Annotated in this window: 9 protein-coding genes and 3 rRNA genes; 9 read left to right on the forward strand and 3 right to left on the reverse strand. The window is 65.8% G+C overall.

Annotated features, from left to right (window positions below; genetic code table 11):
* Positions 1–402: 402 nt before the first annotated feature.
* The 6 genes from ACQP0P_RS11960 to ACQP0P_RS11985 all read left to right on the forward strand — a co-directional run bounded on the left by ACQP0P_RS11960 (position 403) and on the right by ACQP0P_RS11985 (position 10,226).
* Positions 403–2,238, forward strand: coding sequence for a cellulose binding domain-containing protein (locus ACQP0P_RS11960; RefSeq protein ID WP_433374898.1), 1,836 nt, complete (start codon positions 403–405; stop codon positions 2,236–2,238).
* A gap of 32 nt (positions 2,239–2,270) precedes the next feature.
* On the forward strand, positions 2,271–3,830 hold the full coding sequence (locus tag ACQP0P_RS11965; RefSeq protein WP_433374901.1) for a cellulose binding domain-containing protein: 1,560 nt from the start codon (positions 2,271–2,273) through the stop codon (positions 3,828–3,830).
* A gap of 173 nt (positions 3,831–4,003) precedes the next feature.
* On the forward strand, positions 4,004–6,040 hold the full coding sequence (locus ACQP0P_RS11970; RefSeq protein WP_433374904.1) for a carbohydrate binding domain-containing protein: 2,037 nt from the start codon (positions 4,004–4,006) through the stop codon (positions 6,038–6,040).
* 203 nt (positions 6,041–6,243) lie between these two features.
* A complete protein-coding gene (locus ACQP0P_RS11975) occupies positions 6,244–7,629 on the forward strand; it encodes a hypothetical protein (RefSeq protein ID WP_433374907.1) in 1,386 nt (461 codons plus the stop codon).
* 43 nt (positions 7,630–7,672) lie between these two features.
* Positions 7,673–8,524, forward strand: coding sequence for a PhzF family phenazine biosynthesis protein (locus tag ACQP0P_RS11980; RefSeq protein ID WP_433374910.1), 852 nt, complete (start codon positions 7,673–7,675; stop codon positions 8,522–8,524).
* A gap of 49 nt (positions 8,525–8,573) precedes the next feature.
* On the forward strand, positions 8,574–10,226 hold the full coding sequence (locus tag ACQP0P_RS11985) for an AMP-binding protein (protein WP_433374913.1): 1,653 nt from the start codon (positions 8,574–8,576) through the stop codon (positions 10,224–10,226).
* 6 nt (positions 10,227–10,232) lie between these two features.
* Here the strand turns inward: ACQP0P_RS11985 and ACQP0P_RS11990 are convergent, their stop codons facing one another.
* Positions 10,233–10,985 (reverse strand): DUF6597 domain-containing transcriptional factor, encoded by a 753-nt coding sequence (locus tag ACQP0P_RS11990; protein WP_433374916.1) that lies wholly within the window; start codon positions 10,983–10,985, stop codon positions 10,233–10,235.
* A 9-nt stretch (positions 10,986–10,994) separates the two neighbouring features.
* Positions 10,995–12,107 carry an AI-2E family transporter gene (locus ACQP0P_RS11995; RefSeq protein ID WP_433374919.1) on the reverse strand — a complete coding sequence of 371 codons (1,113 nt, stop codon included), beginning with the start codon at positions 12,105–12,107 and terminating at the stop codon, positions 10,995–10,997.
* Between the two features lie 551 nt (positions 12,108–12,658).
* Here ACQP0P_RS11995 and ACQP0P_RS12000 point away from each other — a divergent pair.
* The 3 genes from ACQP0P_RS12000 (at position 12,659) to rrf (ending at position 17,897) form a co-directional block, all read left to right on the forward strand.
* Positions 12,659–14,183: ribosomal RNA gene (locus ACQP0P_RS12000) — 16S ribosomal RNA — on the forward strand.
* A 397-nt stretch (positions 14,184–14,580) separates the two neighbouring features.
* Positions 14,581–17,709, forward strand: a 23S ribosomal RNA gene (locus ACQP0P_RS12005).
* Positions 17,710–17,780: 71 nt separating this feature from the next.
* A 5S ribosomal RNA gene (rrf, locus tag ACQP0P_RS12010) occupies positions 17,781–17,897 on the forward strand.
* The 16S, 23S and 5S rRNA genes sit together here, the layout of an rRNA operon.
* A 296-nt stretch (positions 17,898–18,193) precedes the next feature.
* Here rrf and ACQP0P_RS12015 read toward each other — a convergent pair.
* Positions 18,194–19,657, reverse strand: coding sequence for a phosphodiester glycosidase family protein (locus ACQP0P_RS12015; RefSeq protein ID WP_433374922.1), 1,464 nt, complete (start codon positions 19,655–19,657; stop codon positions 18,194–18,196).
* Positions 19,658–19,904 lie beyond the last annotated feature (247 nt).

The raw sequence follows: 19,904 nt of genomic DNA on the forward strand, positions 1-19,904 counted from the left end.
CGCCTCACCCCCCAGGTTCCATATCCATGGGAGCGATCATGCGGCGCACCTTTCCCCTCCTCGTCCTGACTGCGGTTGCAAACCCTCGTCGTGCCCTGCCCGCGCCCGGTGCCCTCGCCCCGGTCCTGCCCGGCGCTCCCGTCCCGGCCGCTCTCGGCGCCGCCGTCGCCGCACTCTCACCCGCCGATCGGCGATGCCCGGAGCATCCGACGGTGACGGCACCCGCGACTCGATGAGCCCGGCGGCCCTCGGCGTACCGCGCTGATCAACGGAACGGTCTCACCACGGCGAGACCGTACCCACCTCGCCGTACGGCTCACGCCCACGTTCGCGCCCGCGCACCTCCCCGTGCGGCGCGGGCCGTACGGTCACACCCCCCCCCACAGAACGCATGAGGTTAACGTGAAATTACGCGCCATCGCTCGTTCTCTCGTCGCCCTGGCGGCCCTCGTCCTGGCGATGACGGTCGCACTACCCGCACAGGCGGCATCCCCCACCGCCGTCTTCACCAAGGCCTCCGACTGGGGGAGCGGTTTCGAGGGCAAGTACACGATCACCAACGGCGGCACCACCACGATCAACGGCTGGTCGGTCGCCTTCGACCTGCCCTCCGGCGCCAACATCGGCTCCTTCTGGGACGCGTCGCTGAGCCGGAGCGGGCAGCGCTTCACCTTCACCAACGTCGGCTGGAACGGCACCCTGGCGCCCGGCGCGACCGCGAGCTTCGGCTTCAACGGCAGCCCCGGCGGCGTCACCCCGTCCAACTGCACGCTCAACGGCGTGGCCTGCGGCGGCGACACCGGTACCACCGTCCCGGGTAAGCCGGGTGCGGTGTCGGCGACGGGTGGTGCGAACAGTGTGGCGTTGTCGTGGGGGGCGTCGTCGGGTTCGGTGACCGGTTACCGGGTGTACGAGGGTTCGGCTGTCAAGGCGACGGTGACCGGGACGAGTGCGACGGTGTCGGGGTTGGGGGTGTGCGAGGCGCACACCTACACGGTGGCGGCGTACAACTCCGTGGGTGAGGGTCCGAAGAGCGACCCGGCCAGTGCCACCACCACGGGCTGCACCACAGGCGCTCCGGGTAAGCCGGGTGCGGTGTCGGCGACGGGTGGTGCGAACAGTGTGGCGTTGTCGTGGGGGGCGTCGTCGGGTTCGGTGACCGGTTACCGGGTGTACGAGGGTTCGGTCGTCAAGGCGACGGTGACCGGGACGAGTGCGACGGTGTCGGGGTTGGGGGTGTGCGAGGCGCACACCTACACGGTGGCGGCGTACAACTCCGTGGGTGAGGGTCCGAAGAGCGACCCGGCCAGTGCCACCACCACGGGCTGCACCACAGGCCCGCTGCCCAAGCACTTCCTCACCGGGTACTGGCACAACTTCGACAACCTGGCGGTCGAGCTGCGGCTGTCGGCGGTGCCCAACGAGTACGACCTGGTCGCGGTCTCCTTCGGCGAGGCCACCGCCACCCCGGGCGAGGTCGTCTTCGGCGTGGACCCGGGCCTGTCGGCCTCCCTCGGCGGCTACACCGACGCCCAGTTCAAGGCCGATGTGCAGACCCTCCACTCCCGCGGCAAGAAGGTCATCCTCTCGGTCGGCGGCGAACTCGGCCGCGTGCAGGTGGCCAGCGCCACGGCGGCGACCAAGTTCGCCGACACCGTCTACGCCCTGATGCAGAACTACGGCTTCGACGGCGTCGACATCGACCTGGAGAACGGCCTCAACGCCACCTACATGGGCCAGGCGCTGCGTGCGCTGCGGGCCAAGGCCGGCGCGAACCTGATCATCACGATGGCGCCGCAGACCATCGACATGCAGTCCACCGGCGGTGAGTACTTCAAGCTGGCGCTGAACATCAAGGACATCCTCACCGTCGTCCACACCCAGTACTACAACTCCGGCTCCATGCTCGGCTGCGACCAGATGGCCGCCTACTCCCAGGGCACCGTCAACTTCATGACCGCGCTGGCCTGCATCCAGCTGGAGAACGGCCTCCGCCCCGACCAGGTGGCGCTCGGCCTGCCCGCGGGACCGGGCGCGGCGGGCGGCGGGATCGTCGCACCCGCACTGGTCAACCAGGCCCTGACCTGCCTGGCCACCAGGACCAACTGCGGCGGCTTCGTGCCACCGCGCGCCTACCCCGAGATCCGCGGCGCGATGACCTGGTCCATCAACTGGGACGCCAGTAACGGCTGGAACTTCTCCAGGACCGTCAAGCCGCACCTCGCGACCCTGCCCTAAGCCTTCGGACACCCCCCAACCGAGGAAGAAGCATGAGAATTCGACGAACGCTGACCGCGGTTCTGGCCGCGCTCGGCATGTCACTCTGCCTGTCAACGGTCGCGGCCCCGGCCTTCGCGGCCTCCCCCACCGCCGTCTTCACCAAGGTCTCCGACTGGGGGAGCGGTTTTGAGGGCAAGTACACGATCACCAACGGCGGCACCACCACGATCAACGGCTGGTCGGTCGCCTTCGACCTGCCCTCCGGTGCCAACGTCGGCTCCTTCTGGGACGCGTCGCTGAGCCGGAGCGGGCAGCGCTTCACCTTCACCAACGTCGGCTGGAACGGCACCCTGGCGCCCGGCGCGACCGCGAGCTTCGGCTTCAACGGCAGCCCCGGCGGCGTCACCCCGTCCAACTGCACGCTCAACGGCGTGGCCTGCGGCGGCGGCACCAACCCCGGCACCCCGGGCACGCCCGGTACCCCGTCGGTCACCGCCACCACCAACTCCTCGATCGCCCTGTCCTGGGGCGCCTCCACCGGTACCGTCACCGGCTACCGCGTCTACGAGGGCGGCACCCAGCGGGCCCAGGTCACCGGGACCAGCGCCACCATCGGCTCGCTCGGCACCTGCACCCCGCACACCTACACCGTCAAGGCATACAACGCCCAGGGTGAGTCGGCCGCCAGCGGCGCGGTGAGCGCCACCACCACCGGCTGCGTCGACCCCGACCCGGCCGGCAGGATGCCCGGAGCCCCGTACCTCTACATGGGCTGGGGCAACCCGCCGAACCCCGCGACGGTCATGAGCGCCACCGGCGTGAAGTCCTTCACCATGGCGTTCATCCTGTCCAGCGGCGGCTGCACCCCCGCCTGGGACGGTAACCGGCCGCTGGCCGGCGGCGCCGACCAGACCGCGATCAACCAGATCAAGGCCGCGGGCGGCAGCGTCCAGATCTCCTTCGGCGGCTGGTCGGGCAACAAGCTCGGCCCGAACTGCGCCACCCCGGCCGCCTTCGCCGGAGCGGTGCAGCAGGTCATCAACGCGGTCGGCCCGGCGGTCGTCGACTTCGACATCGAGAACACCGACGAGTTCGAGAACTACACCGTCCAGGACCGCATCCTCAACGGCCTGAAGATCGTCAAGCAGAACAACCCCAGCGTCAAGATCGCCGTCACCTTCGGCACCACCACCACCGGCCCGAACTCCCACGGCATCCGCCTGATCAACCAGGCCAAGGCGCTGGCCGTGCCGATCGACAACTACACGATCATGCCGTTCGACTTCGGCGGCTCCAACATCTACACCGACACCGTCAACGCCTCCGAGGGCCTGAAGAACGCGCTGAAGGCGGCCAACGGCTGGACCGACGCGCAGGCGTACGCCCGGATGGGCATCTCCGGCATGAACGGCCTGTCCGACCAGCAGGAGCTGACCACGGTGGCGACCTGGACCCAGATCCGTGACTGGGCCAAGTCCAAGGGCCTGAACCGTCTCGCCTACTGGGCGGTCAACCGCGACCGCCCCTGCCCCGGTGGCGGCGTGGTCTCCAACTGCAGCGGCATCGCCCAGTCCGACTGGGACTTCACCCGCGTCACCGCCGGCTTCTAAACCGCACGGAGCGGGCCCGCCCAGCACGAAAACGGCTGACGCGGGCCCGCCCAGGGCGGAGACACGCCGCGCACGATCCGTACGGCCGACACGACGCGTACGGCCCGCACCCTGCCCGGGTGCGGGCCGTACCCCCACGACACCCTCCTAAAGATCTTTGCGGGGTAAATCGGATGCACCTCAGAAAACTCGCGGCGATCGCCGTACTGGCGCTGGGCGGGACGATGCTCGCCGCGTCACCCGCCCACGCCGCCAACATCGCGGTCAACCCCGGCTTCGAGGACGGGCTGACCGGATGGACCTGCACGGCGTCCTCCGGGGCCACGGCGGTGTCCTCGCCGGTGCACGGCGGTACCAGGGCACTGCAGGCCACACCGGCCGGGAACGACACCGCCCGGTGCCAGCAGACGGTCAGCGTCAGACCGTCCTCGGCCTACACCCTGTCGGCCTGGGTCAGGGGCGGCTACGTCTTCCTCGGCGCGACCGGCACCGGCGGGACCGACCCCAGCACGTGGACGTCCTCGCCGTCGTCCTACGCCCAGCTGTCCACCTCGTTCACCACCGGCGCCTCGACCACCTCGGTGACGATCTACGTCAACGGCTGGTACGGCCAGGGCACCTACCAGGCCGACGACTTCGTCCTCGACGGCCAGCCGGGCCAGGGCCAGCCCCCCGCCGCACCCACCGGCCTGACCGGCGCGGGCACCACCACCACCGCCATGCTGAACTGGACCGCCTCGGCCGGGGCGACCGGCTACAACGTCTATCGCAACGGCACCAAGGTGGGGTCTTCCACGACGACCACCTACAGCGAGCAGGTCCAGCCGGCCGGCAACTACACCTACCAGGTGACCGCCGTCAACGCGGTGGGCGAGTCGGCCAAGTCCAACCAGGTCTCGGTGGTGATCGGCAACGACATCCCGCCGCCGCCCGCCGTGCCCACCGGCCTGACCGCCACGGTCAACGGCGCGAACGTGGCGCTGGGCTGGAACATCTCCTCGAATGCGACCGGCTACAACGTCTACCGCAACGGCACCAAGGTCGGCACAGCCACCGGGACCACCTTCTCCGACACCCCCGGCGCGGGCACCCACAGCTACCAGGTGAGCGCGACCAACCCCTCGGGTGAGTCGGCGAAGTCCGGCGCGGTCTCCGCGACCGTCACCAACATGCCGCCCCCCGGCGACCTGCCCAAGCGGGTGCTGGTCGGCTACCTGCACGCCTCCTTCGCCAACGGCTCCGGCTACATCCGGATGGCCGACGTCCCCAATGAGTGGAACGTCATCAACCTGTCCTTCGGCGAGCCCACCTCGGTGACCTCGGGGGACATCCGCTTCACCCAGTGCCCGGTCGCCGAGTGCCCCAACGTCGAGTCCGAGGCGGAGTTCATCGCCGGAATCCGGGCCAAGCAGGCACTCGGCAAGAAGGTGCTGATCTCGATCGGTGGCCAGAACGGCCAGGTCCAGCTGAGCACCACGGCCGCGCGCGACAAGTTCGTCCAGTCGGTGAGCGCCATCATCGACAGGTACGGCCTGGACGGGCTGGACATCGACTTCGAAGGCCACTCCCTCTACCTCGACAGCGGCGACACCAACCTGTCCGCACCCACCACCCCGGTCATCGTCAACCTGATCTCCGCGCTGAAGATCCTCAAGGCCAGGTACGGAGCCCGGTTCGTACTGACCATGGCCCCCGAGACGTTCTTCGTCCAGCTGGGCTACCAGTTCTACGGCCCGGGACCGAACGGCTCCGCCGACCGGCGGGCCGCCTCCTACCTCCCGGTCATCCACGCGATGCGTAACGACCTGACCCTGCTGCACGTCCAGGACTACAACTCCGGGCCGATCACCGGGCTGGACAACCAGTACCACACCATGGGCACCCACGACTTCCACGTCGCCATGACCGACATGCTGCTCGCGGGCTTCCCGATCGCCGGCAACCCGGCCAACGTCTTCCCCGCGCTACGCCAGGACCAGGTCGCCATCGGCCTGCCCGCCGCCGCGTACGCGGGCAACGGCTTCACCACGGTGGCGGAGGTCCAGAAGGCCTTCGACTGCCTGGCGAAGGGGACCAACTGCGGTCCGTACCGGCCCAGGGGGGTCTACCCGAACCTCCGCGGCCTGATGACCTGGTCCATCAACTGGGACAGGTACAACGCCTTCGAGTTCTCCCGCAACCACCGGGCCTATCTCGACGGTCTGGGCTGAGAACTCCTCGCCGCCGGGAGAGACGGACTTCCGGCGGCGAGGTTCCTCCCCGCGTCCGCGGGTCTCACGGAGCGGTTCGCGGCGCACGATGGTCGCTCATCGTGACGGTCCGGATTCCCAGGGGCGCCAAAACTGGCAGAGAGGTCTCGGTTTAGAGACCGGGTGGCCGGTCGGTGGTGAGGTCCGGCAGGCTAGGGGCCGTCATGGACTACGCAATTCTCACGGGGTTCGTCCTCGTCACAGGTGTCGTGCTCGCCCTGGTCGCACAGTGGAAGGGCTGGCGGCCCTCACTGCTGGTCGTGCTGGGGGTCGGAATCGTCTTCAGGGTGCTCATCATGACCACCTCGGCGATGGACACCTGGCAGCCGGTCGACTTCGTCAACAGCTTCAAACCCGCGGGTGAGGCGGTCCTGAACCGTGAGGATCCCGTCCTGGGGAGCAATGGCGGCTGGCACTTCCTGCCGACCATCCCCTACGTCTACGGCTTCCTGCTCTGGCTGGGCATCCCCTGGGAGATCGGCGGGCGCCTGGTCACCGTGGTCGCCGACATCGCGCTGATCCCGCTGGTCGGCAAGCTCGCCGGAGGCTCCAGGGCGTCGTTGCGCGCCTTCCAGTACGCCTGCAACCCGCTGGCCATCCTGGTCGCCTCCGTGCACGGCCAGGTCGAGCCGGTCGCCCTGGTCTTCGGTGTCGCCGCCTTCGTCGTCGCCCGGGGGCCCGGCGACCCCGACCGGCCGGGCATCCGAACCGACGTGGTCGCGCTGGTGCGGGGCAGCGTCGCGTTCCGAGGCCTCCCCGGTGCCGTACGGCATGCCACGGGTCCCACCGGCGTGGTCCGCAGGGCGCTCACCCCGCGTCCAGGCGACCGGCAGTCCCTACGCCGAGCCCTGTTCGCGGGGCTGCTGATGGGCCTGGCGCTCTGTGCCAAGAGCTGGCCGATCTGGCTCATCCCGGGCATGCTCCTGCTGCTGCCCACCTTCCGCGCCCGCGTCGTGGCGTTCGTGGCCACCGGCATCGCGCCGATCTTCTTCCTGGTCACTCTGCCGATCTTCGCCGGCACCTCGCTGAGCCAGATCCCCGAGGTCATCCGGGTGATCCAGGACGTCCGCCCGATCGTCGGCCAGTGGGGCTGGAGCGCCATCCTCATGCACGGTGTCAACGATCTGCACCAGGGGATCGCCACCTTCGGCACCCGTCTGGTCTACGTCACCCTGCTGGTGACCGCCTTCCTGTGGCGCCGCGCCGACCCGGTCGACCTCACCACGGCGCTGCTGATCGCCTTCATGGTCGCCACTCCCAGGCTCGGTGCGCAGTACCTCCTGTGGTTCATGCCGTTCCTGGTCGCCCGTCCGACCCGTTTCGCCTGGCCGGCCATCATCGGCGTGTCCTTCTGGGCCGCGTACGGTTACCTCTACATGACCCAGTTCGACTCCGCCACCTGGCGCAGCCTCCATGTCTTCTGGTCCCAGGGCTCCATCGTGCTCCTGCCGATCCTGGTGCTCGCGATGCCATGGGCGCGCCGCGTCTTCAAAACGCCCGACGCTCCCGAGGAACCGCCATCCCTGCGGCCCGTCCCGGCCTCCGCCTAGCCTGTCACCGCCGTGATGGGTTAGCTGGTTAGTGTAGGCAGGTGTGACGAACACTGTGGAAATCCTGCGCTACACGGCCTTCACCCATGATCCCGAAGGGGGAAACCCCGCCGGGATCGTCCTCGACGCGGCCGGGCTCTCCGACGAGGAGATGCTCGCCATCGCCGCCGAGGTCGGATACTCCGAGACGGCGTTCGTGACCGCTCGCGACGACGGGCGGCGCGCCTTCCGGGTCCGGTACTTCGCGCCCTCGACGGAGGTGGCGTTCTGCGGGCACGCCACGATCGCCACCTCGGTGGCCCTGGCCGAGCGCCTCGGGATCGGCCGGCTGGTCTTCGACACGAACGCCGGTGAGATCGTCATCGACACCGAGATCGCCGACGACGCGCTCCGCGCCACGCTCACCAGCGTCCCCACCTACTCCCGGCCCGTCGCGGAGGAGACGCTGGAGGAGGCCCTCGCCGCCCTCGGCTGGTCCCGCGACGAACTCGACCCGGCCTTTCCGCCACACGTCGCGTTCGGCGGCGTGCGGCACCTCGTGATCGCCGCGGCCTCGCGCGAGCGCCTGGCCGACCTCGACTACGACTACGAGCGGCTGAAGGCACTGATGATCCGCGAGGACTGGACGACGGTGAACCTGTTCTGGCGGGAGAGCGACGAGCGGTTCCACACCCGCAACCCTTTCCCGGTCGGGGGCGTCGTGGAGGATCCGGCCACCGGGGCCGCGGCCGCCGCCTTCGGCGGCTACCTGCGCACTCTCGGCTCCGGCTGCTCGGAGTTCACCGTCATCCAGGGGGTGGACATGGGACGGCCCAGCACGCTGAAGGTCTCGATCGCCTCGGCCGACGGCCGGAGCAGGGTGAGCGGTGGAGCGGTGGCGCTGGAGATCGTCTGAATCCCCGGCATGGCTTGACTTTGACCAAGCACTTGCTCAAGATCCGGGTGTGGTGACATTCGCGGACCTGATCCGGGCACGGGCCGGTGACGAACATCCCGGCCTGCGCTTCGAGGACGAGAGCTACAGCTGGGCGCGGATCGTCCATGAGGCGGAGCTGCGGGCGGCACTGGCACTGGACATGCGGGAGCCGGGCCGCCCGTTCCACCTCGGCGTCCTGCTGGAGAACGTCCCCGAGTACGTCTTCTGGATCTTCGCCGCGGCCCTCTCGGGCGCGACCCTGGTCGGCGTCAACCCCACCAGGCGCGGCGCGGAACTCGCCGCGGACATCCGGCACACCGACTGCCACCTCGTCGTCACCGACACCCCGCGCTCCGCCCTGCTCGACGGCCTCGACCTCGGGCCGCCACCCGGCCGGGTCCTGCTCGCCGACACCGACGGCTACCGCGCGCTGCTGGCCCGCCGCACCGGCACCGAGGCGAGGGCGGTCCTCGACGCCGAGAAGCCGCCGCGGCCCGAGGAGGCGTTGCTGCTGCTGTTCACCTCGGGCTCGACCGGATCACCGAAGGCGGTGATCTGCGGTCAGGGGCGGCTGGCGGCCATCGCGGGGCGGGGCGGCCGGTTCGGGATCGACCGGGAGTCGGTGACCTACCTCGCGATGCCGCTCTTCCACGGCAACGCCGTCATGGCCAACCTGGCGATGGCCACCGGCGTGGGCGCGACGGTGGCGATGCGCCGCCGCTTCAGCGCCTCGGAGTTCCTCGCCGACATCCGCAGGTACGGCGTCACCTACTTCAACTATGTCGGCCGCGCCCTCGCGTACATCCTGGCCACCCCCGAACGCGACGACGACTCCCGCAACCCGCTGCGGGCCGCTTTCGGGACCGAGGCCTCCTCCCGCGACCTGACCGAGTTCGCCAGGCGGTTCGGCGCCCAGATCATCGAGGGGTACGGCTCCTCCGAGGGGGCGATCGCGATCAGCAAGGTTCCCGGAACCCCGGCCGACGCGCTCGGCCTGCCGCAGCAGGGGACGGACGTCGCCGTCCACGACCCCGCCACCGGCCGTGAGTGTCCGCGGGCCCGCTTCGACGACAGTGGCGGGCTGGTCAACGGGCACGAGGCGATCGGCGAGATCGTCCGGCGCGACGCCTCCTTCGAGGGCTACTACAACAACGCCGAGGCGGACGCCCAGCGGCTCCGCGACGGCTGGTACTGGAGCGGCGACCTCGCCTACCGCGACAGCGCCGGATACTTCTACTTCGCGGGCAGGGACGCCGACCGGCTCCGGGTGGACAGCGAGAACTTCGCCGCCGCCCCCGTCGAGCGCATCCTCGCCCGCTACCCGGGCACGGTCATGTGCGCCGTCTACGCGGTGCCCGACCCGCGCACCGGTGACCAGGTCATGGCCGCGCTGGAACTCGACGGCGACTTCGAACCTGCCGGATTCGCCGCGTTCCTCAACGCCCAGCCCGACCTCGGCACCAAGTGGGCTCCCCGCTTCGTACGGCTGACACCGGAGATGCCGCTCACCGCCACCAACAAGGTGGACAAGAGCGGTCTGCGGCGCCAGCTGTGGGAGTGCGCCGACCCGGTGTGGTGGCGGCCGGGACGCGACCTCGCCTACGTCCCGCTGACCGAGGAGGCATGCTCGGCACTGCGCGCCAGGTTCGTCGACTTCGGCCGCGCCCGGCTGCTTCCCTAGTACCCGTCAGTACCCGTCGCCGGACTGTCCGACCAGCCGGCCCAGGGGAATTCCCGCCAGTCGCCGTACCTCGTTCGCCATGTGGGCCTGGTCGGCGTATCCGCTGGCCACGGCGACCTCGGCCGCCGCGATACCGCGCCTGGCCAGCCGCAGCGCCCGCTGGAACCTGACCACCCGCTGCAACGTCTTCGGGCCGTACCCGAAGGCTCGCAGGGACCGGCGCAGAAGCTGCCGCTCGCCGAGCCCCAGATCCCAGGCCACCTCCCTGACGCTCCGCCCCGCCAGCAGTGCCTCGGCGATCGCCGACGCGGCGGGATCGGGCTCGGACGTCGTGCGCATTCGTACGGCCAGAACCCGTTGTACGGCGTCGGTGACCGGCTCCGGTGGCCCTCCCGTGAAAGGGGCCAGCTCGGACAGTTCCCTGAGCGGTTCCAGCTCGGACAGCGGTACCCGCAGGTCGCGCAGGCTGTCGAGCGGCACGCCGAACACCCCACCCGCCGCGCCGGGTCTGAACCGGATCCCGAGGTAGCGGTCGCCCGGCGACATCCACACGGTTTTCGGGCCGGTGTCGGGACCCGCGACCTGTGCTCCGCCCGGACCCCAGATCAGATCCACACAGCCGTCGGGCACGACCAGCTGGGGCGTCGTGCCCGTGGTCGTGACAGTGGTCGTGACAGTGGTCGTGACGGTCGCCTCGTTGCTCCACACGCAGGCCACCCGCCCGGCGACGCGGGAGTCCGGAGCCCACTCGCGATACATGGCCTCAGGTTACGGGCGGCTGTCTCCTCCGTTCTTCTCCTGCCGGTCGCCCGTCGTCGAGTCTTCCGCCACCGGCCGCCCCTCGTCGGGCATATTCCCCGAGACGAGGGCGGCGGCCCACTCGCCGTCGGGATCGCTGTCGATCAGCAATGTGCGGGTCAGCAGGCTGAGCGGGATGGCCAGCAGCGCGCCCAGCGGGCCGAGCAGGAACGTCCACAGGATGAGCGAGATGAAGGTCAGGGTCGTGGACAGCCCGACGGCGTCACCGAGGTACTTGGGCTGGATCAGCGACTGCACCACGAAATTGATCAACACATAGGCGACGATCACGAAGAGCATGGTCTTGGGGCCGCCCGACAGGAGACCGAGCAGGGCGGGCGGTACCAGTCCCAGGAGGAAGCCGATGTTGGGGATGTAGTTGGTGATCAGTGCCAGCATGCCCCAGAGGAGGGGGAGCGGTACGTCGAGAAACCAGAGCGCGGCCACGTCCAACACGGAGCAGACCAGCCCGAACGCCGTCGACACCACAAGATAACGACGGGTCCGGTGGGCAAAGTCGTGGAGCGCGCCGATGAGCAGGGGCCTGCGCGCCGCCCCCATGGCGAGAATCCGGGAGAAGGCCTGCGCGTCCAGGCACATGGCCAGGAGCAGGACGATGACGAGAACGATGCCGGAGAACGCGCCCACCAGCCCGCTGAGGAATTCCTGCGCGATCGTGAAGACCTTGCCGGGATAGAAGGAGCTGATCGCCTGGTTTATCTGCTGCGTGCCGATGCCGAGGCTGGCCGCCAGCTGCTGTGCCTGCAGAACGAGTTGCTGGAACTGCTTGTCATAGGTGGGTATGAGAGCGGCCAGTTGCGCGACGGCAAGGGTCAGGATCGCCACCATGCCCAGAAGCATCAGCAGCACGATCACCAGGGGGATGGCCACCAGTACCCACCCGGGAGCACCGTGCCGGTGAAGCCAGGTCCTGACCGGGGAGACCGCCAGGACCAGGACCAGCGCCAGCAGTGTCGGTCCAACGATCGAGTCGACTTGCCTGATCCCTCCCAGGACGATCACCGCGCTCGCGGCGCAGAGAAGCACGACGAGCGCCCTGGGCAAGACTCGCTGATCCGTCATATTCGATCTCTACCCAGCGAGCGGGAAACACGTCTCCATAGGGCACGCGCTTTGATTTGACGGGACCCGGCGGCGTACATAGAGTTCACAGGCCCGAGGAGGTCGGCGGAGATCGCCAGAGCCTCGGGACCACCCTTTTGATCAGTTCCCTCGTCGGGACGCATGCGTCGCGACGAGATCCGATTGGACAACAACCGGATGTTGGAGTAAGTTAGAGGGGTTGCCCTGGAGACAGGGTGGTCGCAATCCTAGCGGGTTCGGCGGGTCTGGGTCGATGGTCGGAAAGCCGACAAGTTGACACAAGTCCGGCAGATCCGATAAGATGGTGACACGGAATGGAACGCCCCGAAGTCCGGGACACCGCGAACGCGGGCCTTCGGACAACGGTGTACGCGTCCGTTTCTTGAGAACTCAACAGTGTGTTAAAAGCCAGTGCATGAAGCACAACCCTGTCCAACCTGCCCTTTCATCGGGGTGGGGGACGGATTCCTTTGGTTGAACATCCATCATGTGAGATGGGTGCTTTCAGCCGGGAGCAACTGTTCAGACATTGTTTGGAGAGTTTGATCCTGGCTCAGGACGAACGCTGGCGGCGTGCTTAACACATGCAAGTCGAGCGGAAAGGCCCTTCGGGGTACTCGAGCGGCGAACGGGTGAGTAACACGTGAGTAACCTGCCCCTGACTCTGGGATAAGCCCGGGAAACTGGGTCTAATACCGGATACGACACCTCCCGGCATCGGGTGGGTGTGGAAAGTCTTTTCGGTTGGGGATGGACTCGCGGCCTATCAGCTTGTTGGTGGGGTAACGGCCTACCAAGGCGACGACGGGTAGCCGGCCTGAGAGGGCGACCGGCCACACTGGGACTGAGACACGGCCCAGACTCCTACGGGAGGCAGCAGTGGGGAATATTGCGCAATGGGCGAAAGCCTGACGCAGCGACGCCGCGTGGGGGATGACGGCCTTCGGGTTGTAAACCTCTTTCAGCAGGGACGAAGTTGACGTGTACCTGCAGAAGAAGCGCCGGCTAACTACGTGCCAGCAGCCGCGGTAATACGTAGGGCGCAAGCGTTGTCCGGAATTATTGGGCGTAAAGAGCTCGTAGGTGGCTTGTCACGTCGGGTGTGAAAGCTTGGGGCTTAACTCCAGGTCTGCATTCGATACGGGCTGGCTAGAGGTAGGTAGGGGAGAACGGAATTCCTGGTGTAGCGGTGAAATGCGCAGATATCAGGAGGAACACCGGTGGCGAAGGCGGTTCTCTGGGCCTTACCTGACGCTGAGGAGCGAAAGCGTGGGGAGCGAACAGGATTAGATACCCTGGTAGTCCACGCTGTAAACGTTGGGCGCTAGGTGTGGGGACCTTCCACGGTTTCCGCGCCGTAGCTAACGCATTAAGCGCCCCGCCTGGGGAGTACGGCCGCAAGGCTAAAACTCAAAGGAATTGACGGGGGCCCGCACAAGCGGCGGAGCATGTTGCTTAATTCGACGCAACGCGAAGAACCTTACCAAGGCTTGACATCGCCCGGAAACACTCAGAGATGGGTGCCTCTTCGGACTGGGTGACAGGTGGTGCATGGCTGTCGTCAGCTCGTGTCGTGAGATGTTGGGTTAAGTCCCGCAACGAGCGCAACCCTTGTTCAATGTTGCCAGCACGCTCCTTCGGGGGTGGTGGGGACTCATTGGAGACTGCCGGGGTCAACTCGGAGGAAGGTGGGGATGACGTCAAGTCATCATGCCCCTTATGTCTTGGGCTGCAAACATGCTACAATGGCCGGTACAGAGGGTTGCGATACCGTGAGGTGGAGCGAATCCCTAAAAGCCGGTCTCAGTTCGGATTGGGGTCTGCAACTCGACCCCATGAAGTCGGAGTCGCTAGTAATCGCAGATCAGCAACGCTGCGGTGAATACGTTCCCGGGCCTTGTACACACCGCCCGTCACGTCACGAAAGTCGGCAACACCCGAAGCCCGTGGCCCAACCAGCTTGTCTGGGGGGAGCGGTCGAAGGTGGGGCTGGCGATTGGGACGAAGTCGTAACAAGGTAGCCGTACCGGAAGGTGCGGCTGGATCACCTCCTTTCTAAGGAGCATCGAACCTGAGTGGCTATGGCCGCGAGGGTCCATGCCGTGTTCGTGGGCGAACGTTCCACGCTCGGCGCGCTCATTAGTGGAGCACTGGCTAATCGGATGATTCGGGTCTGCCCGGGTCGGCTGGTACCGCCTTGGTTCTTCGGAGCCGGGGAGTGGGAACGTCGGCTGGGAGACGCGGATGGGTCTGGACACACTGTTGGGTCCTGAGGAAACGGACATCATGGCGGGCCCGCCTGTGGCGGGCTTGCTGTCTGTTGGAGCCTCATGCGGGACCGGCCTCCTGTCATACCAGCTCGACCTGTTGAGGGTTCGGGCGATCGATGGCGGGGCGGGTTTGGTCGCTGTTTGTTGTTTGAGATTTGCATAGTGGACGCGAGCATCTTTGTGGCCAAGTTTTTTAGGGCACACGGTGGATGCCTTGGCATCAGGAGCCGATGAAGGACGTGGGAGGCTGCGTTAAGCCCCGGGGAGTCGCCAACCAGACTTTGATCCGGGGATGTCCGAATGGGGAAACCTAGCACCAGTCATGTGGTGTTGCCTCCGCCTGAATGTATAGGGCGGTTGGTGGTAACGCGGGGAAGTGAAACATCTCAGTACCCGTAGGAAGAGAAAACAAATTAGTGATTCCGTGAGTAGTGGTGAGCGAAAGCGGATCAGGCTAAACCGTAGGCGTGTGATAGCCGGCAGGCGTTGCGTTTACGGGGTTGTGGGACCCTCTGACGGTTTCTGCCGAGACCGTAGACAGTAAGAAATCCTTCCGATAGCCGAAGCTTCTGGGAAGTGGCGCCGTAGACCGTGAGAGTCGGGTAGGCGAAATTGGTTGGACTGTTGGAGGGGATCCCAAGTAGCACGGGGCCCGAGAAATCCTGTGTGAATCTGCCAGGACCACCTGGTAAGCCTAAATACTCCCTGATGACCGATAGTGAACAAGTACCGTGAGGGAAAGGTGAAAAGCGCCCCGGTGAGGGGTCGTGAAATAGTACCTGAAACCGTGTGCCTACAAGCCGTAGGAGCGTAAACGAGGCTTGCCTTGTTTGTGATGTGACTGCGTGCCTTTTGAAGAATGAGCCTGCGAGTTATGGTGTGTGGCGAGGTTAACCCGTGTGGGGGAGCCGTAGCGAAAGCGAGTCTGAATAGGGCGTTTGAGTCGCATGCTGTAGACCCGAAGCGGAGTGATCTAGGCATGGGCAGGTTGAAGCGCGGGTAAGACCGCGTGGAGGACCGAACCCACCAGGGTTGAAAACCTGGGGGATGACCTGTGTTTAGGGGTGAAAGGCCAATCAAACTCCGTGATAGCTGGTTCTCCCCGAAATGCATTTAGGTGCAGCGTTGCGTGTTTCTTGCCGGAGGTAGAGCACTGGATGGCTAATGGGCCCGACAAGGTTACTGACGTCAGCCAAACTCCGAATGCCGGTAAGTGAGAGCGCAGCAGTGAGACTGCGGGGGATAAGCTCCGTAGTCGAGAGGGAAACAGCCCAGACCACCGACTAAGGCCCCTAAGCGTGTGCTAAGTGGGAAAGGATGTGGAGTCGCAGTGACAACCAGGAGGTTGGCTTAGAAGCAGCCACCCTTGAAAGAGTGCGTAATAGCTCACTGGTCAAGTGATTCTGCGCCGACAATGTAGCGGGGCTCAAGTACACCGCCGAAGTCGTGGCATTCACACGTATAACTGAGCCTTTGTGGTTTAGGTGTGTGGATGGGTAGGGGAGCGTCGTGCGGCCGGTGAAGCAGCGGAGTGATCCAGCTGTGGAGGCTGTGCGAGTGAGAATGCAGGCATGAGTAGCGAATCAGAAGTGAGAAACTTCTGCGCCGGATGACCAAGGGTTCCTGGGGCAGGCTAATCCGCCCAGGGTAAGTCGGGACCTAAGGCGAGGCCGACAGGCGTAGTCGATGGACAACGGGTTGATATTCCCGTACCCGCTACGATGCGCCAATACTGAATCCAGTGATACTAAGGGTCCTTAACCCCTCCGAGCCTTCGGGCTTGGGGTGAGGGTGAACGCCTGGCCTGAACTGGTAGTAGGTAAGCGATGGGGTGACGCAGGAAGGTAGCCCAGCCCAGGCGATGGTAGTCCTGGGGTAAGCATGTAGGGAGAGAGGTAGGCAAATCCGCCTCTTATGTATCCTGAGATGTGATGCCGAGCCGATTGTGGCGAAGTGGGTGATCCTATGCTGCCGAGAAAAGCCTCTAGTGAGTGTCGTGGCGGCCCGTACCCTAAACCGACTCAGGTGGTCAGGTAGAGAATACTAAGGCGATCGGGTGAACTGTGGTTAAGGAACTCGGCAAATTGCCCCCGTAACTTCGGGAGAAGGGGGGCCTTCGCTGGTGACGAACCTTTGCGTTCTGAGCTGGTGGGGGTCGCAGAGGCCAGGGGGAAGCGACTGTTTACTAAAAACACAGGTCCGTGCGAAGTCGTAAGACGATGTATACGGACTGACGCCTGCCCGGTGCTGGAACGTTAAGGGGACCGGTTAGTGGGGTTTACTCCGCGAAGCTGAGAACTTAAGCGCCAGTAAACGGCGGTGGTAACTATAACCATCCTAAGGTAGCGAAATTCCTTGTCGGGTAAGTTCCGACCTGCACGAATGGCGTAACGACTTCCCCGCTGTCTCAACCGCAGACCCGGCGAAATTGCACTACGAGTAAAGATGCTCGTTACGCGCAGCAGGACGGAAAGACCCCGGGACCTTCACTATAGCTTGACATTGGCGTTTGGAACGTCTTGTGTAGGATAGGTGGGAGACGGTGAAGCTATCACGCTAGTGGTGGTGGAGTCATTGGTGAAATACCACTCTGGTCGTTTTGAACGTCTAACTTCGGTCCGTGATCCGGATCAGGGACAGTGTCTGGTGGGTAGTTTAACTGGGGCGGTTGCCTCCTAAAGAGTAACGGAGGCGCCCAAAGGTTCCCTCAGCCTGGTTGGCAATCAGGTGTCGAGTGTAAGTGCACAAGGGAGCTTGACTGTGAGACCGACGGGTCGAGCAGGAGCGAAAGCTGGGACTAGTGATCCGGCGGTGGCATGTGGAAGCGCCGTCGCTCAACGGCTAAAAGGTACCCCGGGGATAACAGGCTGATCTTCCCCAAGAGTCCATATCGACGGGATGGTTTGGCACCTCGATGTCGGCTCGTCGCATCCTGGGGCTGGAGTAGGTCCCAAGGGTTGGGCTGTTCGCCCATTAAAGCGGCACGCGAGCTGGGTTTAGAACGTCGCGAGACAGTTCGGTCCCTATCCGCTGCGCGCGCAGGAGACTTGAAAGGAGCTGTCCCTAGTACGAGAGGACCGGGACGGACGAACCTCTGGTGTGCCAGTTGTTCCGCCAGGAGCACGGCTGGTTGGCTACGTTCGGAAGGGATAACCGCTGAAAGCATCTAAGCGGGAAGCTCGCCTTGAGATGAGGTCTCCCACCACGAGAGTGGGTAAGGCTCCCGGTAGACGACCGGGTTGATAGGCTGGAGGTGGAAGCGCAGTAATGTGTGGAGCTGACCAGTACTAATAGGCCGAGGACTTGACCTCAAAGCAATTCTTGCTCGCGTCCACTAGGCAATTCTGAGACAGCAAACAGTGGTTTGTGTGTTTCATAGTGTTACGGCGGTTATGGCGAAGGGGAAACACCCGGTTACATTCCGAACCCGGAAGTTAAGCTCTTCAGCGCCGATGGTACTGCACCGGGGACGGTGTGGGAGAGTAGGTCGCCGCCGGACAATCTTTATTGAGGGCCCTCACCTTTTGGTGGGGGCCTTCGTGTTTTCCGAGGGGGTTCCGGAAGGGGCTTGCGGGTTTTCCTGGGAGGGTTCCGAACGGGAGGCCGGCCTTGCACTGGCTGGCGGGTCTCCTACCCTGGAATCTGAACTGAGGGATCCAGAGGCCCTGTGCAGGCTCCCCCGGGTTTAGGGACGATGCCTCGGAACCGGAGGCTGAGAGAGCCGCCGTACGCCTACGGAGAACCAGAAGCCCCGGCCCGATGAGGACCGGGGCTTCTCGCGTTGGGCGCCGCTCGTCAGGGCGTGATGAAGAGGGCGTCGCCCACGGTCCGCTCCGCGCCGTCCGAGGGCCGGTTGACGGGCTTGTGGCCGACGACCATCACGCTGGAGCCACCACCGTCGAAGTTGATGGCCTGCTTGGCGCCCAGCCACCGCATCAGCTGAGCGGCCTCCACCATCGAGGCGCCCACGGAGATACCCGGGTCGCGCCCGTCGACCGTGGCCAGGATCAGCCCGCCTGACTTGTCGACACCGACCATCGTGCGCGGGTGGCGCCGGAGCATCATGTTGATCGAGGCGTGTCCGTCGGCCGCCGCGGTGATGCGCACCCGGCCGTTCCTGACCAGCCCGACCCCGCCGCCCATGATGTATGTGTCAGGGGTGAGCGGTATCGCCCGCTGCGTCCGCAGGTCGATGACCTTGGTGTCCAGCTTCATCCGAGTGCCCTGCGTGTGTTCCTGGAGCCAGACGGCCGCCAGGCCGGTGCCGTGAAGCACGTAGGTGCCCCGGGCGACGATGCCGCCGGCCTGGCGGACCTTGACGACCTGGCCCTGGGCGTCGATGACGGCCTCGATGCCACCGTCGGTGGCCGTCTTGCCGCCGAATTCCTCGGTGTAGAGGACGAGCTCGTCGCTTCCGGCGGCCCGGTTGATGCCGTTGACCTCGGCCTTCGTGCCGTCCGAGGAGATCGCGGTGACCTGGGTCCGCAGCTCGGTGATCCGGGCCTTGCGGCCCTGGGTGATGACGAGACCGCTGCGGCCGGGCACGGCCTCGCTGAGCAGCCTGCCGCCCACCACGGAGACACCGACCGGGTCGCCCTGAAGGGCCTTGGCGGTGTGGATGTTGAAGAAGCCGCCGTTGACCCCGGCGATGGCGCCGGTCAGTTTCGACATCGAGCTGGTGGTCTCGCGCTTGGCCACGCTCTTGCCGACGCTCGTCTTGAAGGATCCCTTGAACACCTTCGGGTCGACCATCAGCACGCGCATGTTCCAGGGGCCGGTGGTCTCGGTGCCGTCGTCACCGAGATAGTCGGTCTTGGCCCGGATGCCCTGCTCCTTGAGTTCCTTCACGACCTTGTCGGCCTCGGCCCGCTTGCCGAATGACCACAGGCCGATCCTGACCATGTATCGCTCCACGGCCGGGGCGTCCGCTGCGGCGGGCTGCACGATCCGCAGGATGCTGGGGGTGAACCCCGCCGCCTCCACGGTCTCGGCGACCGTCTGAGCGGTGTCCAGGCGGCCGTCGTCGTGGCCGTTGGGCATGAGGGCGGAGACTGTCCAGCCCTGTGTGGACTTGCCGTGCTTCACGCTGAAAAGATCAATTCCCGGTGCCACGCTCTGCTGGTTTTTCACCGTGGCCATGCTCACGCCCAGTGGGAACGCGGAGGAGGGAAACCCCGAACTCGCCTGCTCGGCCTCAGCGGGAATCGCTGTGGCGGTGAGCGCTAGGGCCGTGAATCCGGCGACAAGGCGTCGCGACATGTATATCTCTCCCCGTTGGTTTCAGAGTTCGTGCACCATCGTGCCGAGATCTACGGGGCGAGGGGAGCGAAACACGCGAAACATCCCAAGAAAGTGTTGCTGCTCACGCAGGGTCATGTCACCCGCGGGAGAATTCACATGCCCGTGACGGTCCCGACCGGGTCAACGGTCCTGGTCAATAAGGATTAGTCCCTGGCCGTTTCGTTGCGACAGCGAGAATGCGACGCTACGGTGCAGTAGGCCGCAT

The organism is Streptosporangium sp. CA-115845, from assembly GCF_050943795.1.
GTDB lineage: Bacteria > Actinomycetota > Actinomycetes > Streptosporangiales > Streptosporangiaceae > Streptosporangium.

Bases quoted from the DNA above. Each gene is read 5' to 3' on its own strand.
- ACQP0P_RS11970 (WP_433374904.1), top strand. From the start codon at position 4,004: ATGCACCTCAGAAAACTCGCGGCGATCGCCGTACTGGCGCTGGGCGGG.
- ACQP0P_RS11990 (WP_433374916.1), bottom strand. From the start codon at position 10,985: ATGTATCGCGAGTGGGCTCCGGACTCCCGCGTCGCCGGGCGGGTGGCC.
- ACQP0P_RS12015 (WP_433374922.1), bottom strand. From the start codon at position 19,657: ATGTCGCGACGCCTTGTCGCCGGATTCACGGCCCTAGCGCTCACCGCC.
- ACQP0P_RS11995 (WP_433374919.1), bottom strand. From the start codon at position 12,107: ATGACGGATCAGCGAGTCTTGCCCAGGGCGCTCGTCGTGCTTCTCTGC.
- ACQP0P_RS11965 (WP_433374901.1), top strand. From the start codon at position 2,271: ATGAGAATTCGACGAACGCTGACCGCGGTTCTGGCCGCGCTCGGCATG.
- ACQP0P_RS11975 (WP_433374907.1), top strand. From the start codon at position 6,244: ATGGACTACGCAATTCTCACGGGGTTCGTCCTCGTCACAGGTGTCGTG.